The 15,663-nt window shown below is 57.3% G+C and carries 19 protein-coding genes and 1 tRNA gene; 8 read left to right on the top strand and 12 right to left on the bottom strand.

The window, feature by feature from the left end; genetic code table 11:
* Positions 1 to 33: 33 nt before the first annotated feature.
* Positions 34 to 1,266 carry a tryptophan synthase subunit beta gene (gene trpB, locus HGT1_RS01110; RefSeq protein ID WP_176248132.1) on the top strand — a complete coding sequence of 411 codons (1,233 nt, stop codon included), beginning with the start codon at positions 34 to 36 and terminating at the stop codon, positions 1,264 to 1,266.
* Between the two features lie 59 nt (positions 1,267 to 1,325).
* On the opposite strand, the gene HGT1_RS01105 is transcribed toward trpB, so the two are convergent.
* The 8 genes from HGT1_RS01105 to trpA form a co-directional block, all read right to left on the bottom strand.
* A complete protein-coding gene (locus tag HGT1_RS01105) occupies positions 1,326 to 1,907 on the bottom strand; it encodes a DUF4893 domain-containing protein (protein WP_255200052.1) in 582 nt (193 codons plus the stop codon).
* On the bottom strand, positions 1,904 to 2,296 hold the full coding sequence (locus HGT1_RS01100) for a DUF2237 family protein (protein ID WP_176248131.1): 393 nt from the start codon (positions 2,294 to 2,296) through the stop codon (positions 1,904 to 1,906). The genes HGT1_RS01105 and HGT1_RS01100 overlap by 4 nt, the downstream gene beginning before the upstream one ends.
* Positions 2,296 to 3,468, bottom strand: coding sequence for a serine hydrolase (locus HGT1_RS01095; RefSeq protein WP_176248130.1), 1,173 nt, complete (start codon positions 3,466 to 3,468; stop codon positions 2,296 to 2,298). Before HGT1_RS01095 ends, HGT1_RS01100 begins: the two co-directional genes overlap by 1 nt.
* A gap of 65 nt (positions 3,469 to 3,533) precedes the next feature.
* Positions 3,534 to 4,568 (bottom strand): DUF2332 domain-containing protein, encoded by a 1,035-nt coding sequence (locus HGT1_RS01090; RefSeq protein ID WP_176248129.1) that lies wholly within the window; start codon positions 4,566 to 4,568, stop codon positions 3,534 to 3,536.
* Positions 4,565 to 5,278: an aminoacyl-tRNA hydrolase gene (gene pth, locus HGT1_RS01085; protein WP_176248128.1), complete on the bottom strand. Its 714-nt coding sequence runs from the start codon at positions 5,276 to 5,278 to the stop codon at positions 4,565 to 4,567. The genes HGT1_RS01090 and pth overlap by 4 nt, the downstream gene beginning before the upstream one ends.
* A 118-nt stretch (positions 5,279 to 5,396) precedes the next feature.
* On the bottom strand, positions 5,397 to 6,041 hold the full coding sequence (locus HGT1_RS01080) for a 50S ribosomal protein L25/general stress protein Ctc (RefSeq protein ID WP_176248127.1): 645 nt from the start codon (positions 6,039 to 6,041) through the stop codon (positions 5,397 to 5,399).
* A gap of 225 nt (positions 6,042 to 6,266) precedes the next feature.
* Positions 6,267 to 7,433 (bottom strand): alpha-hydroxy acid oxidase, encoded by a 1,167-nt coding sequence (locus HGT1_RS01075; RefSeq protein WP_176248126.1) that lies wholly within the window; start codon positions 7,431 to 7,433, stop codon positions 6,267 to 6,269.
* Between the two features lie 77 nt (positions 7,434 to 7,510).
* A complete protein-coding gene (gene trpA / locus HGT1_RS01070; protein WP_176248125.1) occupies positions 7,511 to 8,302 on the bottom strand; it encodes a tryptophan synthase subunit alpha in 792 nt (263 codons plus the stop codon).
* Between the two features lie 180 nt (positions 8,303 to 8,482).
* On the opposite strand from trpA, the gene HGT1_RS18260 reads away from it, so the two are divergent.
* Together HGT1_RS18260 and ychF are read left to right on the top strand one after the other, a co-directional pair.
* Positions 8,483 to 8,665, top strand: coding sequence for a hypothetical protein (locus tag HGT1_RS18260; RefSeq protein ID WP_255200051.1), 183 nt, complete (start codon positions 8,483 to 8,485; stop codon positions 8,663 to 8,665).
* Positions 8,666 to 8,733: 68 nt separating this feature from the next.
* A complete protein-coding gene (gene ychF, locus HGT1_RS01065; protein WP_176248124.1) occupies positions 8,734 to 9,831 on the top strand; it encodes a redox-regulated ATPase YchF in 1,098 nt (365 codons plus the stop codon).
* A gap of 378 nt (positions 9,832 to 10,209) precedes the next feature.
* On the opposite strand, the gene HGT1_RS01060 is transcribed toward ychF, so the two are convergent.
* Entirely contained in the window at positions 10,210 to 10,695 is a 486-nt protein-coding gene (locus tag HGT1_RS01060; protein ID WP_176248123.1) for a hypothetical protein, read from the bottom strand.
* A gap of 668 nt (positions 10,696 to 11,363) precedes the next feature.
* Positions 11,364 to 11,453: transfer RNA gene (locus tag HGT1_RS01055), tRNA-Ser, on the bottom strand.
* Between the two features lie 459 nt (positions 11,454 to 11,912).
* Between HGT1_RS01055 and HGT1_RS01050 the strand changes: the two genes are divergently transcribed.
* A complete protein-coding gene (locus HGT1_RS01050) occupies positions 11,913 to 12,278 on the top strand; it encodes a hypothetical protein (RefSeq protein WP_176248122.1) in 366 nt (121 codons plus the stop codon).
* Between the two features lie 39 nt (positions 12,279 to 12,317).
* A complete protein-coding gene (locus HGT1_RS01045; protein WP_176248121.1) occupies positions 12,318 to 12,698 on the top strand; it encodes a thiol-disulfide oxidoreductase DCC family protein in 381 nt (126 codons plus the stop codon).
* Between the two features lie 13 nt (positions 12,699 to 12,711).
* On the opposite strand, the gene HGT1_RS01040 is transcribed toward HGT1_RS01045, so the two are convergent.
* Positions 12,712 to 13,071, bottom strand: a complete 360-nt coding sequence (locus HGT1_RS01040; RefSeq protein WP_176248120.1) for a YigZ family protein — start codon at positions 13,069 to 13,071, stop codon at positions 12,712 to 12,714.
* 5 nt (positions 13,072 to 13,076) lie between these two features.
* Positions 13,077 to 13,784 carry a M48 family metallopeptidase gene (locus HGT1_RS01035; protein ID WP_176248119.1) on the bottom strand — a complete coding sequence of 236 codons (708 nt, stop codon included), beginning with the start codon at positions 13,782 to 13,784 and terminating at the stop codon, positions 13,077 to 13,079.
* A gap of 129 nt (positions 13,785 to 13,913) precedes the next feature.
* Between HGT1_RS01035 and HGT1_RS01030 the strand changes: the two genes are divergently transcribed.
* From HGT1_RS01030 to HGT1_RS01020, 3 genes are all read left to right on the top strand, one after another.
* A complete protein-coding gene (locus HGT1_RS01030; RefSeq protein ID WP_176248118.1) occupies positions 13,914 to 14,150 on the top strand; it encodes a hypothetical protein in 237 nt (78 codons plus the stop codon).
* A 15-nt stretch (positions 14,151 to 14,165) separates the two neighbouring features.
* Positions 14,166 to 15,032: a branched-chain amino acid aminotransferase gene (locus HGT1_RS01025; protein WP_176248117.1), complete on the top strand. Its 867-nt coding sequence runs from the start codon at positions 14,166 to 14,168 to the stop codon at positions 15,030 to 15,032.
* An 84-nt stretch (positions 15,033 to 15,116) separates the two neighbouring features.
* On the top strand, positions 15,117 to 15,575 hold the full coding sequence (locus HGT1_RS01020) for a universal stress protein (RefSeq protein ID WP_176248116.1): 459 nt from the start codon (positions 15,117 to 15,119) through the stop codon (positions 15,573 to 15,575).
* Positions 15,576 to 15,663 lie beyond the last annotated feature (88 nt).

The raw sequence follows: 15,663 nt of genomic DNA, 5'->3' as shown, positions 1-15,663 counted from the left end.
CGCTATGGCTATGCCAAGCGCAAGGAGCACCTCATGTCCAATGATCTTTTCAACTCTTTCATGACCGGACCCGACGAAAACGGCCGGTTCGGCGATTTCGGTGGGCGGTTCGTTTCAGAAACCCTGATGCCTCTGATTCTCGAGCTGGAAGAGCAATATGAAAAGGCCAAGACCGACGACAGTTTCTGGGCCGAAATGAATTTCCTGTGGAAGCACTATGTTGGCCGTCCCAGCCCCTTGTATTTCGCCGAGCGTCTGACCGACCATCTGGGCGGTGCCAAGGTGTACATGAAGCGCGACGAGCTGAACCACACCGGTGCGCATAAGATCAACAACGTCTTGGGCCAGATCATTCTTGCCCGCCGCATGGGTAAAAAACGGATCATCGCTGAAACCGGTGCCGGCCAGCACGGCGTGGCAACGGCAACGGTTTGTGCCAAGTTCGGTTTGCAATGTGTGGTCTATATGGGCGCGCATGATGTTGAACGTCAGGCACCCAACGTTTTCCGTATGCGGTTGCTTGGGGCCGAAGTGATCCCCGTCACCTCTGGCCGTGGCACATTGAAAGATGCGATGAACGACGCCCTGCGCGACTGGGTGACCAATGTCCGCGATACGTTCTATTGCATCGGCACGGTCGCGGGTCCGCACCCCTACCCCGCCATGGTGCGCGATTTCCAAAGCATCATCGGCAAGGAAGTCCGCGAACAGATGATGGAGGCCGAAGACCGCCTGCCCGACACCTTGATCGCGGCCATTGGCGGCGGGTCCAACGCGATGGGTCTGTTCTATCCTTTCCTGGACGATAAGCAGGTCAACATCATCGGCGTCGAAGCCGGCGGCAAAGGCGTGAATGAAAAGATGGAGCATTGCGCGTCGCTAACCGGCGGGCGTCCGGGTGTCTTGCATGGCAACAGGACCTATCTGTTGCAAGATGACGACGGGCAGATCCTCGAAGGGTTCTCGATCTCGGCCGGCCTTGATTACCCCGGCATCGGGCCTGAACATTCGTGGCTGCATGATATCGGCCGCGCAAAATATGTGTCGATCACCGATGTCGAAGCATTGGAAGCCTTCCAGCTCAGCTGCAAGCTTGAGGGGATCATCCCCGCGCTGGAGCCCTCGCACGCCTTGGCACATGTCATGAAGATCGCGCCAGACCTGCCGAAAGACCACATCATCTGCATGAACATGTGCGGGCGTGGCGACAAAGACATCTTTACAGTCGCCAAGGCACTGAAATTTGAAATGGGTGCCTTTGCCTAAACGACAAACGCTAGGATGCGGGTCGCCTGCATCCTAGCCACCTGACGCCTGACGGTCACCTAACGCGTCAACTCCAGTATATCGAAATCGCTTTCGACGACGGGTGCGGGAAACATCAGCCTTGCCCGTTGGTTGCTGACCCGTTCGAACACGGCGATGTCGGGCTGAATTTCCCCGTCCCCTTCGAAATCGGCGGCCAAATCTGCGTAAGCTGGCGGAATGCTGCCCGCGACATACCCCACACCGACATAGACAGCCCGTCCGTCACGCAAGGACAAAAAACCGCTGGTGCGTTGTGATCCGCTCAGTTTCTCGAACGTGTATCCGTTGCCCTGAAACGTAAGGCGGCATTTGAACGGGGTATAAACGATTAGCCCGGATATCCCGCCCAGCTTCACGGTGCGGCAGGTCCAGTCGCCCCCCAGCCCTTCGTCAAATGCCACCAACGGGGTGCCCGAAAGCGCAACCGTCAAGGCGGCGATGTCACTTGGCGCACCGGTTTGAAAGGCCTGCAGCAGGGCTTCTCCTGCCGTCTGCTCGAACCGGTCAAGGCGGCGCATTTCCTGAGGGCGCAAGACATCCTGCGCAGCGGCAGGCAATGCCGTCAAACAAAGGTAAGCAGCGATCAAAGCACGGATCACGATGCATAGCCTTGGCCAGTTACGACCGCATGATCCTTCAGCACGTCCATCGGCACGATCTCAAGCGCGCGTTTATGGGTTGCCTCAAGGTGGACCAGCGGGCCGCAGCCCTCTTCGGCGGCTTGCAGAAAACGCGCGGCGCACAGGCACCACGGATCGCCCGGTTCCAATCCGACAAAGCCGAATTCGGGCCGTGACGTGCTCAGGTCGTTGCCGACATATTTGGAAAAGGCCAGAAATTCAGCGGTCATTACGGCGCAGACTGTATGGCTGCCCTGATCTGCGTCACAGGTGTTGCACATCCCGTCGCGGAAAAATCCGGTCACAGGATCGGTGCCGCAGATCACAAGGGCGGTGCCCAGAACATTGATGCTGTCATCAGGTGTCATCACTTGCCCCCCAAAGTCGCGCTGATCAGGCGAAAGATTTCGACGTTTTGCTCCGAAACGCCGTCGTTGCGAAACTTGCGGTCGGCAGCATTGGTGGCGATCACAACGCCATCCGTCTGGTTGATATAGATATACTGCCCATAGACGCCGCGCGCCATAAACTCGCCTTTGGTCGCCCCTTTGGGGACCCACCACTGATAGCCATAGCCGATGGCATCGGCTTGGGTGGGGGCCGTGGGCGCGGTGGATGCCGCAACCCATTCGGCAGGTATGATCTGGGTGCCGTTATACATCCCGTCTTGCAAAAACATTTGCCCCATTCGGGCAAAGTCGCGGGTGGTCAGGTTCAGCCCGCCCAGCACAAAGGCCTCGCCAGAGCCGTCGGTCAGATAATAGGGTTCAAATTCCAGCCCCATCGGGGTGATGATTTTCTCGCTCAGCAGGTCGGGGATGGTGCGGCCCGTTGCGCCCCGGATCACCATGCCGATCACATGGGTATCAATCGACACATACTGCCACTGATCCCCCGGCCGGGCAAAACTGTCCTTAAGCGCGGCGGTGAATTCGTCCAACTTCCCGCCAAGCGCGATAACGCGCCCCATACGGTTGATGTCGGAATTCTTGTCGAGGTAATCCTCGTCAAAGGTGACGCCGCTGGCCATGTTCAACACATTGCGGATCGTAGCCCCCTCGTAGGCAGTGCCCATCAGGTCGGGTGCGTATTGGGTCACCTGATCGTCCAGCGATGCGATCTTTCCCTCGTCCAGCAGGACACCGACCAAGGCAGACAGATAGCTTTTGGCGACAGACCAGCTGATCCGACGGTCATCGGGTTCGGTACCCAAAAAGTAGTTTTCGTAAACGATTTTGCCGTCTTTGAGGACAACCAGCGCTGTTACGTCCCGCTCGGCGATCCAATCATCGACCTGCGGCATCGGGGTGAATTCGGGCCCATAGGCAAATTCGGTCGTGGGGCCGTCGCCGCGCGGTACAGGCGTGGACAGGAAAGCCTGATCCATATGGCTGAAGTTAAAGACAATCTTGTCTTGCGCGAACAGCGAATTCACAGCCATCAGGCGTGCGATCTCGTCTCGTTTCCAGACCCCGACGACCAGCGCCGCCAGCACAAAGGCCAGCAAAATCCGCCCGAGCCACTTACCGAATGTCCGCATGTTCAGTCCCCCTATTTCAAGGCATCCAATCACAGCGGCCAACAGCTTGCCAGCCCCAGATGGGGTCAGCCTTTGTACGTCCAGTCGATCCAGCGGCCATGGAAATCGGCCCGGCCGAGGTTCAGGGTGATATCGCCCGGCCACATGCGCAAAGTCAGAGCGGCCCCTTTGTTGCTTTCACCATCGTTTTCCATCGACAGCCATGCCAAGGGCCGGTTGGGAGTAGCGCGTTTGCCAGCGGCCTCGATCAATGCTTTGCCACGGGCCTGCGCATCGGCGGGGAAATACTGCCAGGCGACCGTATGCTGGATCAGGTGCAGGCACCCTTGGGGCTGTTCGGGCAAATGCTTTGCCAGCCAATCAATGGCATCCCCTTGTTGAACCTTCACATCCATCACCGACGCGGCAGACCGTGTCAGGCTCAACCGTTCGGGCTGGTCGGCCCAAAGATACGCCATAAGCCGCATCAGATGATCAGGGCGCGTCGGGTCCAGCGGGTTCAAATCCACGCCGCGCCGTTTTTCGATGCGCGGTTGCACCGACGGCGGCATGGCACCGGTCCATTCGGGCGACAGCAGGATCGTTGACATGTTGGGCCCGAAATGGTGGCCCTCGATCTCGAGCGCGTAATGATCCCACATCAGGTTCAGGCCGCCACTTGCGCCCAGTTCTGACAGGTGGAACGGCATGTTGAAGCGCTGTGCTGCGACACGCGCCCCTGCGATCAGGGCGGCAGACCGGCGCACTTCGTTTGTTTGTGGCGCGTGGTTCGTCCAGTCCATCAGGAACGCTTCGTGGGTCTGCATAGCGTCAAGCACGGCAGCAGACAGATCGGCATCTGACGCGCTGTTGGGCGGGTACACTGCGGCCAGTTGCGGCGATTTTCGTTGTAACACAAGGGCATGCAACCCGCCCGCGATGCGCAAGGGCAAGGATGCCCCCATCGGGCCCACGTCGCCCGCCACGCTGGCAAACTTGCGGCCAAGGGCGCTGTCGGCAGGCCAGTCGCGCGCCAGTACATTCATCAACTGCCCCATAAAGGGAGAGCCCAACGCGACACAATGGCCCGCCTGATCTTCGAAAGCTTGTTTCAACGTCATTTAAAGCGGTCCATTAATTTTTGCAGGGATGACCGGTCGTCCGGTTGCGGCTCTGCAGGTGTTTCGGGCGTGCTGGCAGGTGCTGCCTTTTGGGGTTGGGTATCCGGTTTCGCGGGCTTTTTCGTCCCTGTGCCGGACCGTGGCGGAGAGACACGCAGTGCCACCGCGTTCATGAATTTCGCCGTGTCCCCGCGGACCAGTTCGGGGGCCCCATCGCTGATGCCGCGCAACACATCCTCAAGCCAGTTTTCATCGGCCTTGGCGAAATCGCGCAGGACATAGCCGGGCACGGCGTCCTTGTGACCGGGGTGGCCCACACCAAGCCGCACACGGTCATAATCCGGCCCGATATGCGCGTGAATGGATCGCAGGCCATTATGTCCGGCATGGCCACCGCCGGTTTTGCATTTGACCTTGGCAGGGGCAAGGTCGATCTCGTCGTGCAGCACGATGACATCGGCGGCGTCGATCTTGTAAAACCGCATGGCGGCCTGAACCGATTGACCGGACAGGTTCATGAATGTTTCGGGTTTCAGCAGAACGGCGCGTTCCGATCCCAACCGGCCTTCGCTGACCAGCCCTTGATGCTTGGCCTTCCACGGGGAAAAGCCGTGATCCTCGGCGATGCGATCCAGTGCCATAAAGCCGATGTTGTGACGGTTTCGGGCATATTTCGCGCCTGGATTGCCAAGCCCTACGATCAGTTTCATGTGCCATATCCTCTTGTTTGGGCCAGCATATCAAACAGATAGGCCAAACGAAATACGGGGCCGCCAATGGCGACCCCGTTTCGTCTCAACCAAACCCGAGTAAGGTTGAACGGTTTTATCAGTCTTCTTTGACTTCTGTTGCTGGCACTTCGTTTGCTGCAACATCTTCGTCTTCGTCGTCTTGGCTGGCAAGACCGGAAGGCGCGGACACCTGAGCGATCACGAAGTCACGGTCGATAACCGGCTTGGAACCCTCTGGCAGAACCACGTTCGCGATTGTCGCGCTATCGCCGATTTGCAGACCGGAAATGTCGACTGTGATGTGATCAGGAATATCGCCTGCGGTCACAACCAGTTCAACTTCGGGACGTACCAGCGTCAGAACGCCACCTTTGCGCAGGCCTGGGCAATCTTCTTCGCCCGAAACCTCAACCTGAATGAACAGGTTGATCTTGGTGGTGCGCTTGAGGCGCATGAAATCGACGTGCGTTGGCAAGTCTTTTACAACGTGACGCTGAACATCGCGGCAGATAACGCGAACGTCGTCGTGGCCTTCAACCTTCATGTTGAACAGCGTAGCGCGGAAACGACCGGCGCGCAGCTTGGTCAGCAGCTTGTTGAAATCAAGGTTGATCGGCAGTGGATCGACGTCGCCGCCAAATACAATACCCGGTACCATGCCGTCGCGACGTGCTTGACGAGCGGCGCCCTTGCCTGTCCCCGTGCGTACGAAAGCTTCAAGATCAGGAATCTCTCCAGCCATGTTATTCTCCAATATGTTTAGGGCGGACATCCTCCAAGGCTGTATGTCCGCGTGAAGTCGCGCGTATAGACCGGTTTTACCGCTGTGAAAAGGCTAAAAAGCCCGGATCGGCAGGCGGCGTTGGTCACAGTTGTGACGTGGCTGCCTTACCGGCTCCGGTTATTTTGACCCGATACGCCAACCCCGTTGGGTGTTGGCGTATCCAAACCGGTCAACCGCGCGGGATCAATCCTGCCAGACGCCTTCGAAACCTTTGGGGATCAAAAGGTTATGCTTACCCAACGCCTGGACCGAGGTTTCGCCACACAGCGCCATGGTCAAATCCAGTTCCTTGTGGATCACCTCAAGGGCGGTTGTGACACCCTTTTGGCCCATCGCACCCAGACCATAGATAAAGGCGCGGCCGATATAGGTGCCCGATGCCCCCATCGCCATCGCTTTCAAGACGTCCTGACCCGACCTGATTCCGCTGTCCAGATGCACTTCGATCTGATCGCCAACCGCATCAAGGATCGACGGAAGCGCGCGGATCGAACTGATCGCACCGTCCAGCTGCCGGCCCCCGTGGTTGCTGACGATGATTGCATCAGCCCCGACCTTGAGCGCCATCTTGGCGTCCTCGGCATCCAGAATTCCCTTGAGGATCACCTTGCCGCCCCATTGTTCTTTCAGCTTGGCGATTTTGCCCCAATCAAGCGAGGGGTCGAATTGTTCTGCCGTCCAGGCGCCAAGGTTGGCGGTGTCATCAACGCCCTGAACGTGGCCCACAATATTGCCGAACGTCCGGCGTTTTGCGCCCAGCATCTCGATCCCCCAGGACCATTTCGTCGCAAGGTTCGCGATGGTTTTCGCGGTCAGCTTGGGCGGGGCGGACAGGCCGTTTTTCAGATCCTTATGGCGTTGGCCCAGAATTTGCAGGTCAAGCGTGATGACCAAGGCCGAACATTTGGCATCCTTGGCCCGCTGGATCAGACGCGCCACATAGTCTTCGTCGCGCATTGTATAAAGCTGGAACCAGAACGGCTTGGTTGTCGCCTCGGCCACGTCTTCGATGGAATTGATCGACATGGTGGACAGGGTAAAGGGCACGCCAAAGGCTTCGGCGGCGCGGGCGGCTTTGATCTCTCCGTCGGCGTGCTGCATCCCGGTCAACCCGACAGGGGCAAGCGCCACGGGCATCGCGACGTCCTGGCCGATCATCTGGGTCTTGGTTGTCCTGCCGCTCATGTCGACGGCGACACGCTGGCGCAGACGGATCTGGTCAAAATCGGATGTATTCTCGCGGAAGGTCTGCTCTGTCCAGCTGCCTGATTCGGCGTAATCATAGAACATGCGCGGCACGCGGCGTTCATGCAGGCGCTTGAGGTCTTGTATGGTCGTGATTACGGGCATCGGCGGGCATCCTATTTATTGGTCAGATTATCTAACCAATAGACGCCGCCGAAAGCAATGCTTTGAACCGTCTGTTTTCAGGCGCGGTGCGCGCCGTCCGAAAGGGTTTTCACAAAGGCAAGCACGTCTTTCACCGACGCGCCGCCTGCAATCTTGGACACAATCGCAGAGCCGACAACGCAGCCGTCAGCAACGGCGGCAATGGCTTCGGATTTTTCCGGCGTGTTCACACCAAAGCCCACGATCACGGGCAATCCGCTGGCCTTTTGAATGCGCACGACTTCGGGGGCGACATCGCTGGCTTCCGCCTCGGCAGAACCGGTGATCCCTGTGATCGAAACATAGTACACAAAGCCCGATGTGTTCTGCACGACCCGTGGCAAGCGCTTGTCGTCGGTTGTGGGCGTTGCGAGACGAATAAAGTTCAACCCGGCGGCCTGGGCGGGAATGCACAGTTCGGCGTCTTCCTCTGGTGGCAGGTCGACAACAATCAACCCGTCGACGCCTGCAGCCTTGGCGGCTACCAGAAATTTATCGACGCCTTTGGAATAGATCGGGTTGTAATACCCCATCAAAACAATCGGCGTGGTATCATCCTGTTCGCGAAAGGCGGCGGCAAGGGCGAGGGTCTTGTCCAGTGTCATCCCACCCTCAAGCGCGCGCTGTCCAGCCAGTTGGATGGCAGGGCCGTCGGCCATTGGATCCGTAAAGGGCAAGCCGAGTTCGATAATATCGACGCCAGCAGCGGGCAGACCACGCACGATTTCAAGCGAGGTGTCAAAATCGGGATCGCCAGCCATGACATAAGACACAAATGCCTTTTTGCCCTGCGATTTCAGATCAGCGAATTTGGCGTCGATACGTGTCATAGGTGCAGCCCTTGTTAGGTGGTCCCGTTGCAATGCCGAATATAACGACAGAAATCAATGCGGCACATCACAGTCGGGCGGCGGAATTTTCCAAAAATTCCGGTCCGAAAAATTTGAATTTTTCGTCGCCGCAACTGGCCGCCCCCTTTAACTCGGGGCGTCCGACCCTATTTATCCGCTATGAATTATGTACTCGCGCTTTTGCTCCCGCCGCTTTCAATCCTGCTGACAGGTCGCATTTTCACGGCCATCGTGGTGCTTTTGCTCTGGATCCCCGCGATCATCTTTTCGGGCGGATTGACCCATCCCATGTTTATCCTTCTTGCGTGGATCCTGATTTACCAAACGCGCAATCACCCCTGATATCGCTAAGACTTGCGTAAACCCCGGCAAAACCCTAGGACAGCGCCAAGTCATAAAGGATGGACGTCATGGGTTTCAAAATGGGTATCGTGGGTCTGCCGAACGTCGGCAAATCGACCCTGTTCAATGCGCTGACACGCACAGCGGCTGCGCAAGCGGCGAATTTTCCGTTTTGCACGATCGAACCCAACGTCGGCGAAGTGGCGGTTCCGGATGCGCGCCTTGATAAGCTGGCTGAAATTGCCGGGTCCAAGCAGATCATTCCCACACGGATGACATTTGTTGACATTGCGGGCCTCGTCAAAGGCGCGTCCAAGGGCGAAGGTCTGGGCAACCAGTTTCTTGCCAACATCCGCGAGACCGATGCCATTGCCCATGTGCTGCGCTGTTTTGAAGACAGTGATGTGACCCATGTCGAAGGCCGCGTTGACCCGGTCGCCGATGCCGAAACCATCGACACCGAACTGATGCTTGCCGATCTCGAAAGCATCGAGAAGCGCCGCGCCGGTCTGGTGCGCAAGATCAAAGGCAACGACAAGGACGCCATCCAGCAGGACCGTCTTTTGGCGCTGGCCCAGGCCGCCATCGAAGATGGTCAGCCTGCCCGCACCGTCAAAATCGACGAAGACGACGCCAAAGCCTGGCGCATGTTGCAGCTTCTGACCACCAAGCCGGTTCTCTATGTCTGTAACGTAGGTGAATCCGAGGCCGCAGAAGGCAATGCACTATCTGCAAAAGTTGCTGAAATGGCCGCGGCGCAAGGCAACTCTGCCGTTATTATCTCGGCTCAGATCGAGGAAGAAATCAGCCAGCTTGAAGCCGACGAAGCCGAGATGTTCCTGACCGAGATGGGCCTGGACGAAGCCGGTCTCGATCGTTTGATCCGTGCAGGATACGAGCTGCTGCATCTCGAAACATATTTCACTGTCGGCCCCAAAGAAGCCCGCGCCTGGACAATCAAGCAAGGCACGTCGGCCCCCAAAGCCGCCGGTGTGATCCATGGTGATTTCGAAAAAGGTTTCATCCGCGCCGAGACGATTGCCTATGATGATTTTGTCAATCTCGGCGGCGAAGGCCCTGCGAAAGAAGCCGGCAAAATGCGTTCAGAAGGCAAATCCTACACCGTCAAAGACGGCGACGTTCTACACTTCCTGTTCAATACCTGACTTGGGGACAAGCGGGAAAAACCGCTTGCCGATTTTCCCGCCCCACCGGTTTTCTGACCCTTTGGCACTTGCCAAGGGGCCGATTGCGGCCTTTCCACACGAAACCGGCCAAGCCCCCGCTTCCGGGTCCGCCAGAGACCCCGTCAGGTCCGTTTCAAGGGCCCGCTTGGGTACTCTGGGGGACACTGATACTAACCACTCACAGGGAAGAAACGCTCCATGACCGAAACCAGTCCGATAAAGTTCAGGCTCTGGTTGAGATCGGGTGTTAATCGCATACAGGTCATGGAGCATCTTGGTATCAGTAAAGCGCCTTAGTTCAGATATCTAAGTACAGATAATATCCGCGAAATCTAATCTGGGGCCTTCATGTTATGATCAGACAGGTTCCCTGAAGGTAAAGGCTGGCTCGTCAAACTTGCCTGTTGATTGAAGGCCAATGTAACCTTCCAAACCACCAGAGAGCCAGACGTCAGCCCCGACGACGACATGATTTGAATTCACCCCTCCGACGGCAAACACGCCAGAATTTACGAAGCTGTATCCAAAGCCCAATTCTACTTGCTTGTCAGTTTGCCCGACAATGCCTGTGAGCTTGACCTTGCTTGGAGAGAACGCGTTCAAAAGGTTGAAGTGCAGGCTGGCCTTCATACCCCTTAGATCGCCTGAGCTGTCGGTGTTGCCGTGAGCAACGCCGAGTACGGCCTCAGGCTGGACGCCCGCAGACCCAAAAACGAGATTGAAACCGACGAATGCCGTCGTTTTATCTGCCCCTGTCGCCATTGTTAAAGGACGGTCTGCATAAGAGGCGCTGCTCGTCGCGGCAAAAGCCACCAATGCGAGTATTGAGAGTCTCTTCTTCATGTGGTTGCCATTCTGCGTTGGTATGCTTTGAATTTTAGCTATGCACAGATTGGGTGGAAAATACTACTGGGATATTTTTCGACGTCATACAGCCAGCCGATAGTGGGGTTCTGAATCGTGGTTGATGTGCCACGATAGACTTGTTTCGCACTTGCGGCAGCATTGCACAGGTCGCGTCCGCAAGGTGTTCTCCGGAGCCAGATGTTTACTTTGCCGTCATTGCTACAGCATCACCCATACCAGCCGATCAGAGCCGCGCTATGACCGTATGTTGAGGCGCGTAAACAAGCTACGCACCACGCTGGGCGGCGAACCCGGAACTGCGCATTGAATATCACCCAAGCCCAAGGGCATGTGGGAACAGGCGTACCAAAGAAAGCGGTTCGAGATTCGGTGGCACGAGGACCGAGCAGACTGCCATTTTCTCAGCGAATTTACCCACCTTCTCAGCGCGGAAGAACGTGAGATGTTTTTAGGAAACGAATAAAGGGGGGCAACTGAAACTTGCCGTGAAAGGTTTGGGACCGCATCGAATGGTCGTTTTCTTGCACCGTCAGTCTGAAGGTAAATAGGTCGCCATGCAAATTTAAATTGAGGGTCAAACTGGGGGGCGACAGAAACGCGATACACCTTAAATCCTTGATATAAATCACTAATTTAAGATGTAATGGCGGAGACGAAGGGATTCGAACCCTCGAGACCCTTCCGGGCCTACTCCCTTAGCAGGGGAGCGCCTTCGACCACTCGGCCACGTCTCCGCTGACCCGTTTAGCGATAGGTTCCAAGAGGGGCAAGAGACAAAAGCGTAGAAATTATATGCGTGGAACAGAGCTTTAGGTTTCAGCCCCACAGGTCATGCGGTCACGGCAAGACCCAAGCGGCGGCGTTCGACGGAACTTGCCAGAAGGCAGACTGAGCCTGCCAGATTAATGACCGGATCTGCTGACCCGATTGAAGTTCCAGACCGTCATTCGAAATCCCCCCGTTTTTTGACCTCAATCAGACGGTTTCAATCGGCTGACTGCGTGGTCGCAGGTTGCAAACGACGTCGACCCGATGTTCCCCGCCGCCATCGGCCAAAAATAGCCTATGTAGTTGCCGATTCAAACTTTAGCACCACATATACCTCATACAGCAGGACGATCACACACCGACCTTGCATATGTTCCGTTAATGTTCTATATATGTTCCATAACAGAATACAGGGGGCTTCCCGAATGTCCTACCAACCGCAATTTCCCGGATTATTCTCGACCGATCAGGGGGCCGTACCGGCGCATGATCATGAAGACGGTCATGTTTTGCCCGCGACGCCAAAGCAGATGCAATATGCCACGTCGCTGGCCTCAAAAAGCGGTGTGCCATTGCCCGAAGGCATCGGCGCGGATCGGGTGGCTTTGTCGGCATGGATCGACAGCCACAAGCCGAAACCGCTGGACGGGCGTTTTGCCAATTATCCGTCTTCCAAACAGGTGGCGTTTGCCGAAAGGATTGCGCGGGTCAAACGCCGCGACATCCCGCAGGAATGTTTCCGTGACAAAACCATGATGTCACGCTGGATTGATGGCAACAAACCGCGCTGATTGTTGGAAACCCCGTCATGGCGGGCTAGATCGCTGGCCATGACGGATGAAATTCAAGTTCTTTATAACGGCTCTTGCCCGGTTTGCCGCCGAGAGATCAGGCATTACGAGCGCCTGAGCCAAAGTCAGGCTTTGGAAATCGACTATGTCGATCTGGCCGATCAGACAAAGCTGGATGATTGGGGGCTTGATGCGGATCAGGCTGCCAAACGTCTGCATCTGCGCAAAGACGGTGAGATCTATTCGGGGATACCTGCCTTCATCCTTCTTTGGCAGGAGATCCCGCAAATGCGCTGGCTGGCCAAGGTCGTAGGCTTGCCGGGCGTGTATCAGGTGGCCTGTGCCATGTACGATTCTGCATTGGCCCCTCTGCTGTACCGCTGGCACCTATCGCGGCAACGCCGGCGCAAGGCCCGGTGATACGCCGCAAGGATCAGCGTTCAGGGCGCTCGTCCAGATAGGCACGCACGCAGGTTTGCACGTGGCGAAACCGGTCGCCGCCCAGATGTTTGCCGCCATACCACCGCGTGACGACGATCAGATGATCGAACAGACCTTCGCGTTCCAGCATCCGGATAATGACCATTCCGGCCCCTGCCTCCCCGTCGTCGCCCTTGAGCGGGCCACCGTCGGACAGCAGGACAGCCCATGTGTTATGGGTTGCCTTGGCATAGGATTTGTCACGCTTGAGGGCCTTGAGCGCGGTATCGACTGCCGCGCGATCCTTGGCCGCCCCGCCGGAAACCGCATATTTCGACCCGCGGTCTGTCAGGATTTGGCCAAGCTGCTGCAAAGCGGTTACATGCCCGCGACGGTACGGCGCACAGTGTCAAGTCGGGAGGAATTGGGCGGATGCGTGCCCAGGAACCTGTCGCCGGGATCAGGGATGCGGGTAAAGAATTCGGCCCCGCGCAAAGGATCATACCCCGCACGTTTCGTGATCACGGTGCCAAGGGCATCTGCCTCAAGCTCGAAGTCTTTTGAATAGGTCCGCGCGCCCACCTGCGCGCCCAGGCGTTGTGCGGTTTCGACTGCGGTTGCATCGCCACCGCTTAGCGTCGCCAATCCTGCAAATATCACGGCACCGGCGACAGCGTTTTGTTGCTGGCGGGCGATGTGTTCGGCGATGTGATGCGAAGCCTCGTGGCCAAGCACAAAGGCCAGTTCGTCGTCATTCCGGGCATCCGCGATCAATGCCAGCGTGAACGCGATCACCGGTCGTCCGGCGCGGTCTTCGGTCTGATAGGCGTTGGCGGGTTGATCGGGGCGATCATCCACGACGATGTTGAAATCACAATTGATGCCGGATGTGCGCGCACGACATTCGCGTTCCGCAACAGGTTCAACCGTCTGGACAACACGCAAAAAGCTGCGCGCAGACTGGGATGCCGACAGATTTGTCTGTTGCGACTGAACGGCTGGCTGCGCGACCGGTCCGGTATCCATCATGGGTTCGCAGCCTGCCACCAATGCAGCAACGCCAACTATGCCAAAAAACTTAATCATAGAGCGGCAATTCCTTGTGACCTTGCACGATACTATCTTTGCGCACCTGTTTAACGCGGTGCTGCCCCATTGAACATACTGCGCAGGCACGCCCTTGCAATGATCCGCCGAAAGAATATTGTGCAGTTTATGTTTACCATTGAACACGAATTTGATGCCAGTGTGATCACGCTGGTCGACGAAGGCAAATCACCCTTGCGCGAAGACGTAATCGTGCAGGCCTTTGCCAGCGTCGTCACGTTTGAACAATGGGATCCGCGCACCAATACGGTCAGCAAAATCAACCTTTCGCCCGAGCAATTGCGCGATCTGACTATTGCGTTGAATTTGCCCGAGGGCATATATCGCACCAGTCCCAAAAGCTGACCAAAGGAACATAACATGGCCACCGGCACAAAGATCAAAACATATTATGACGGTGCGTGGCACGACGGCGATGTGTCGGTGATCAAAGCGGCCGATCACGGGGCATGGCTGGGCACAACGGTGTTCGACGGCGCGCGCATGGTTGACGGGCTGACCCCTGACCTTGACGCCCATTGCGCCCGGATCAACAGGTCTGCCAAGGCGTTGATGATCACCCCCACTGTCGATGCCGCCGATATGGTCGAAATGGTCCGCGAGGGGCTCAAGGGCTATGACAAGACCGATGCGGTTTATATCCGCCCCATGTACTGGGCGCTTGCAGGCGACGAGCTGGGGATCGTCCCGCTCAAGGACGCGACCGGCTTTGCCATTTCGCTCGAGCAGATTCCGATGGCCGCACCTGACGCGGCAACGACACTGACCCGCACCCGCTTCCGCCGCCCGGTTCTGGAGGACAACGTGGTCAATGCGAAAGCCGGCTGCCTCTATCCCAACAACGCGCGCATGATGGTCGAGGCGCGCTCCAAGGGTTTTGGCAATGCGCTGGTGGCTGATGCCATGGGCAACGTCGCGGAATCCGCATCCGCCAACGTGTTTATGGTCAAGGACGGAGAGGTCTTTACCCCGATCCCCAACGGCACGTTCCTTGCCGGGATCACCCGTGCGCGTCACATGGAAAACATGCGTGCCGACGGGATCAAGGTACATGAAACCGTCTTGGGGTTTGACGATTTCCATGCCGCAGACGAGGTATTCCTGTCTGGCAACATGATGAAGGTCACCCCGGTCAAAGCCTTTGATGACACACAATACCAGATCGGCCCGATCACCCGCAGGGTACGCGAAATGTATTGGGATTGGGCCGCATCAGAGCGGGGTTAACCCGCGCCCGGAAAATCACGATTGCCAGCGGCATGTGCAAACGGCATGATCGCCGAGGCCCCAGATGCCCGATCGGAGAAAACGATGCGTAAATTTATGGTGGTTCTCGATGACAGCCGCGAATGCCTGAACGCGATGCGTTTCGCTGCAATGCGTGCATCAAATTCCGGCGGCGGCGTTATTGTTCTGTCGGTCATTCCGCCGGATGAGTTCAATCACTGGATCGGCGTTGCCGAAGTCATGCGCGACGAAGCCCGCGAGCGGATCGAAGTGCATTTCGAGGTGTTTGCCAAGTGGATGCGCGACCGGCTGAATGTCGAACCCGAACTGGTGATCCGCGAGGGTGTCGTGGTCGACGAGATCATCGCGCAGCTTGCCGAAGATCCCGATGTGGGCGTGTTGGTGCTGGGGGCCGGAACCGACAAGAAATCCGGGCCGGGGCCCTTGGTCACGCAATTGTCGCGCAATGCCGGCAGTCTGCCCGTTCCGATCACGATCGTCCCCGGAGATTTGAGCAAGGAACGCCTTGAGGCGATCACGTAATACCGCCGCGCCGCAGTTTTTAGAATCGTTCCAAACCTTGACTTGGGGCCTGCCAACCCGCATATCAATGGCAACCCGTTATCAGGAG

It is taken from the genome of Sulfitobacter sp. HGT1, assembly GCF_013282155.1.
Taxonomy (GTDB): domain Bacteria; phylum Pseudomonadota; class Alphaproteobacteria; order Rhodobacterales; family Rhodobacteraceae; genus Sulfitobacter.
The sequence above is the reverse complement of the archived record's forward strand: the minus strand, read 5'-3'. Positions and strand labels throughout refer to the sequence as shown.

Coding starts and splice junctions, on each gene's coding strand:
- HGT1_RS01045 (WP_176248121.1), top strand. CDS start 12,318: ATGACGGATGAAATTCAAGTTCTTTATAACGGCTCTTGCCCGGTTTGC.
- HGT1_RS01100 (WP_176248131.1), bottom strand. CDS start 2,296: ATGACACCTGATGACAGCATCAATGTTCTGGGCACCGCCCTTGTGATC.
- trpA (WP_176248125.1), bottom strand. CDS start 8,302: ATGACACGTATCGACGCCAAATTCGCTGATCTGAAATCGCAGGGCAAA.
- pth (WP_176248128.1), bottom strand. CDS start 5,278: ATGAAACTGATCGTAGGGCTTGGCAATCCAGGCGCGAAATATGCCCGA.
- HGT1_RS01050 (WP_176248122.1), top strand. CDS start 11,913: ATGTCCTACCAACCGCAATTTCCCGGATTATTCTCGACCGATCAGGGG.
- ychF (WP_176248124.1), top strand. CDS start 8,734: ATGGGTTTCAAAATGGGTATCGTGGGTCTGCCGAACGTCGGCAAATCG.
- HGT1_RS18260 (WP_255200051.1), top strand. CDS start 8,483: ATGAATTATGTACTCGCGCTTTTGCTCCCGCCGCTTTCAATCCTGCTG.
- HGT1_RS01025 (WP_176248117.1), top strand. CDS start 14,166: ATGGCCACCGGCACAAAGATCAAAACATATTATGACGGTGCGTGGCAC.
- HGT1_RS01090 (WP_176248129.1), bottom strand. CDS start 4,568: ATGACGTTGAAACAAGCTTTCGAAGATCAGGCGGGCCATTGTGTCGCG.
- HGT1_RS01060 (WP_176248123.1), bottom strand. CDS start 10,695: ATGAAGAAGAGACTCTCAATACTCGCATTGGTGGCTTTTGCCGCGACG.
- HGT1_RS01080 (WP_176248127.1), bottom strand. CDS start 6,041: ATGGCTGGAGAGATTCCTGATCTTGAAGCTTTCGTACGCACGGGGACA.
- HGT1_RS01075 (WP_176248126.1), bottom strand. CDS start 7,433: ATGCCCGTAATCACGACCATACAAGACCTCAAGCGCCTGCATGAACGC.
- HGT1_RS01030 (WP_176248118.1), top strand. CDS start 13,914: ATGTTTACCATTGAACACGAATTTGATGCCAGTGTGATCACGCTGGTC.
- HGT1_RS01095 (WP_176248130.1), bottom strand. CDS start 3,468: ATGCGGACATTCGGTAAGTGGCTCGGGCGGATTTTGCTGGCCTTTGTG.
- HGT1_RS01035 (WP_176248119.1), bottom strand. CDS start 13,784: ATGATTAAGTTTTTTGGCATAGTTGGCGTTGCTGCATTGGTGGCAGGC.
- trpB (WP_176248132.1), top strand. CDS start 34: ATGTCCAATGATCTTTTCAACTCTTTCATGACCGGACCCGACGAAAAC.
- HGT1_RS01020 (WP_176248116.1), top strand. CDS start 15,117: ATGCGTAAATTTATGGTGGTTCTCGATGACAGCCGCGAATGCCTGAAC.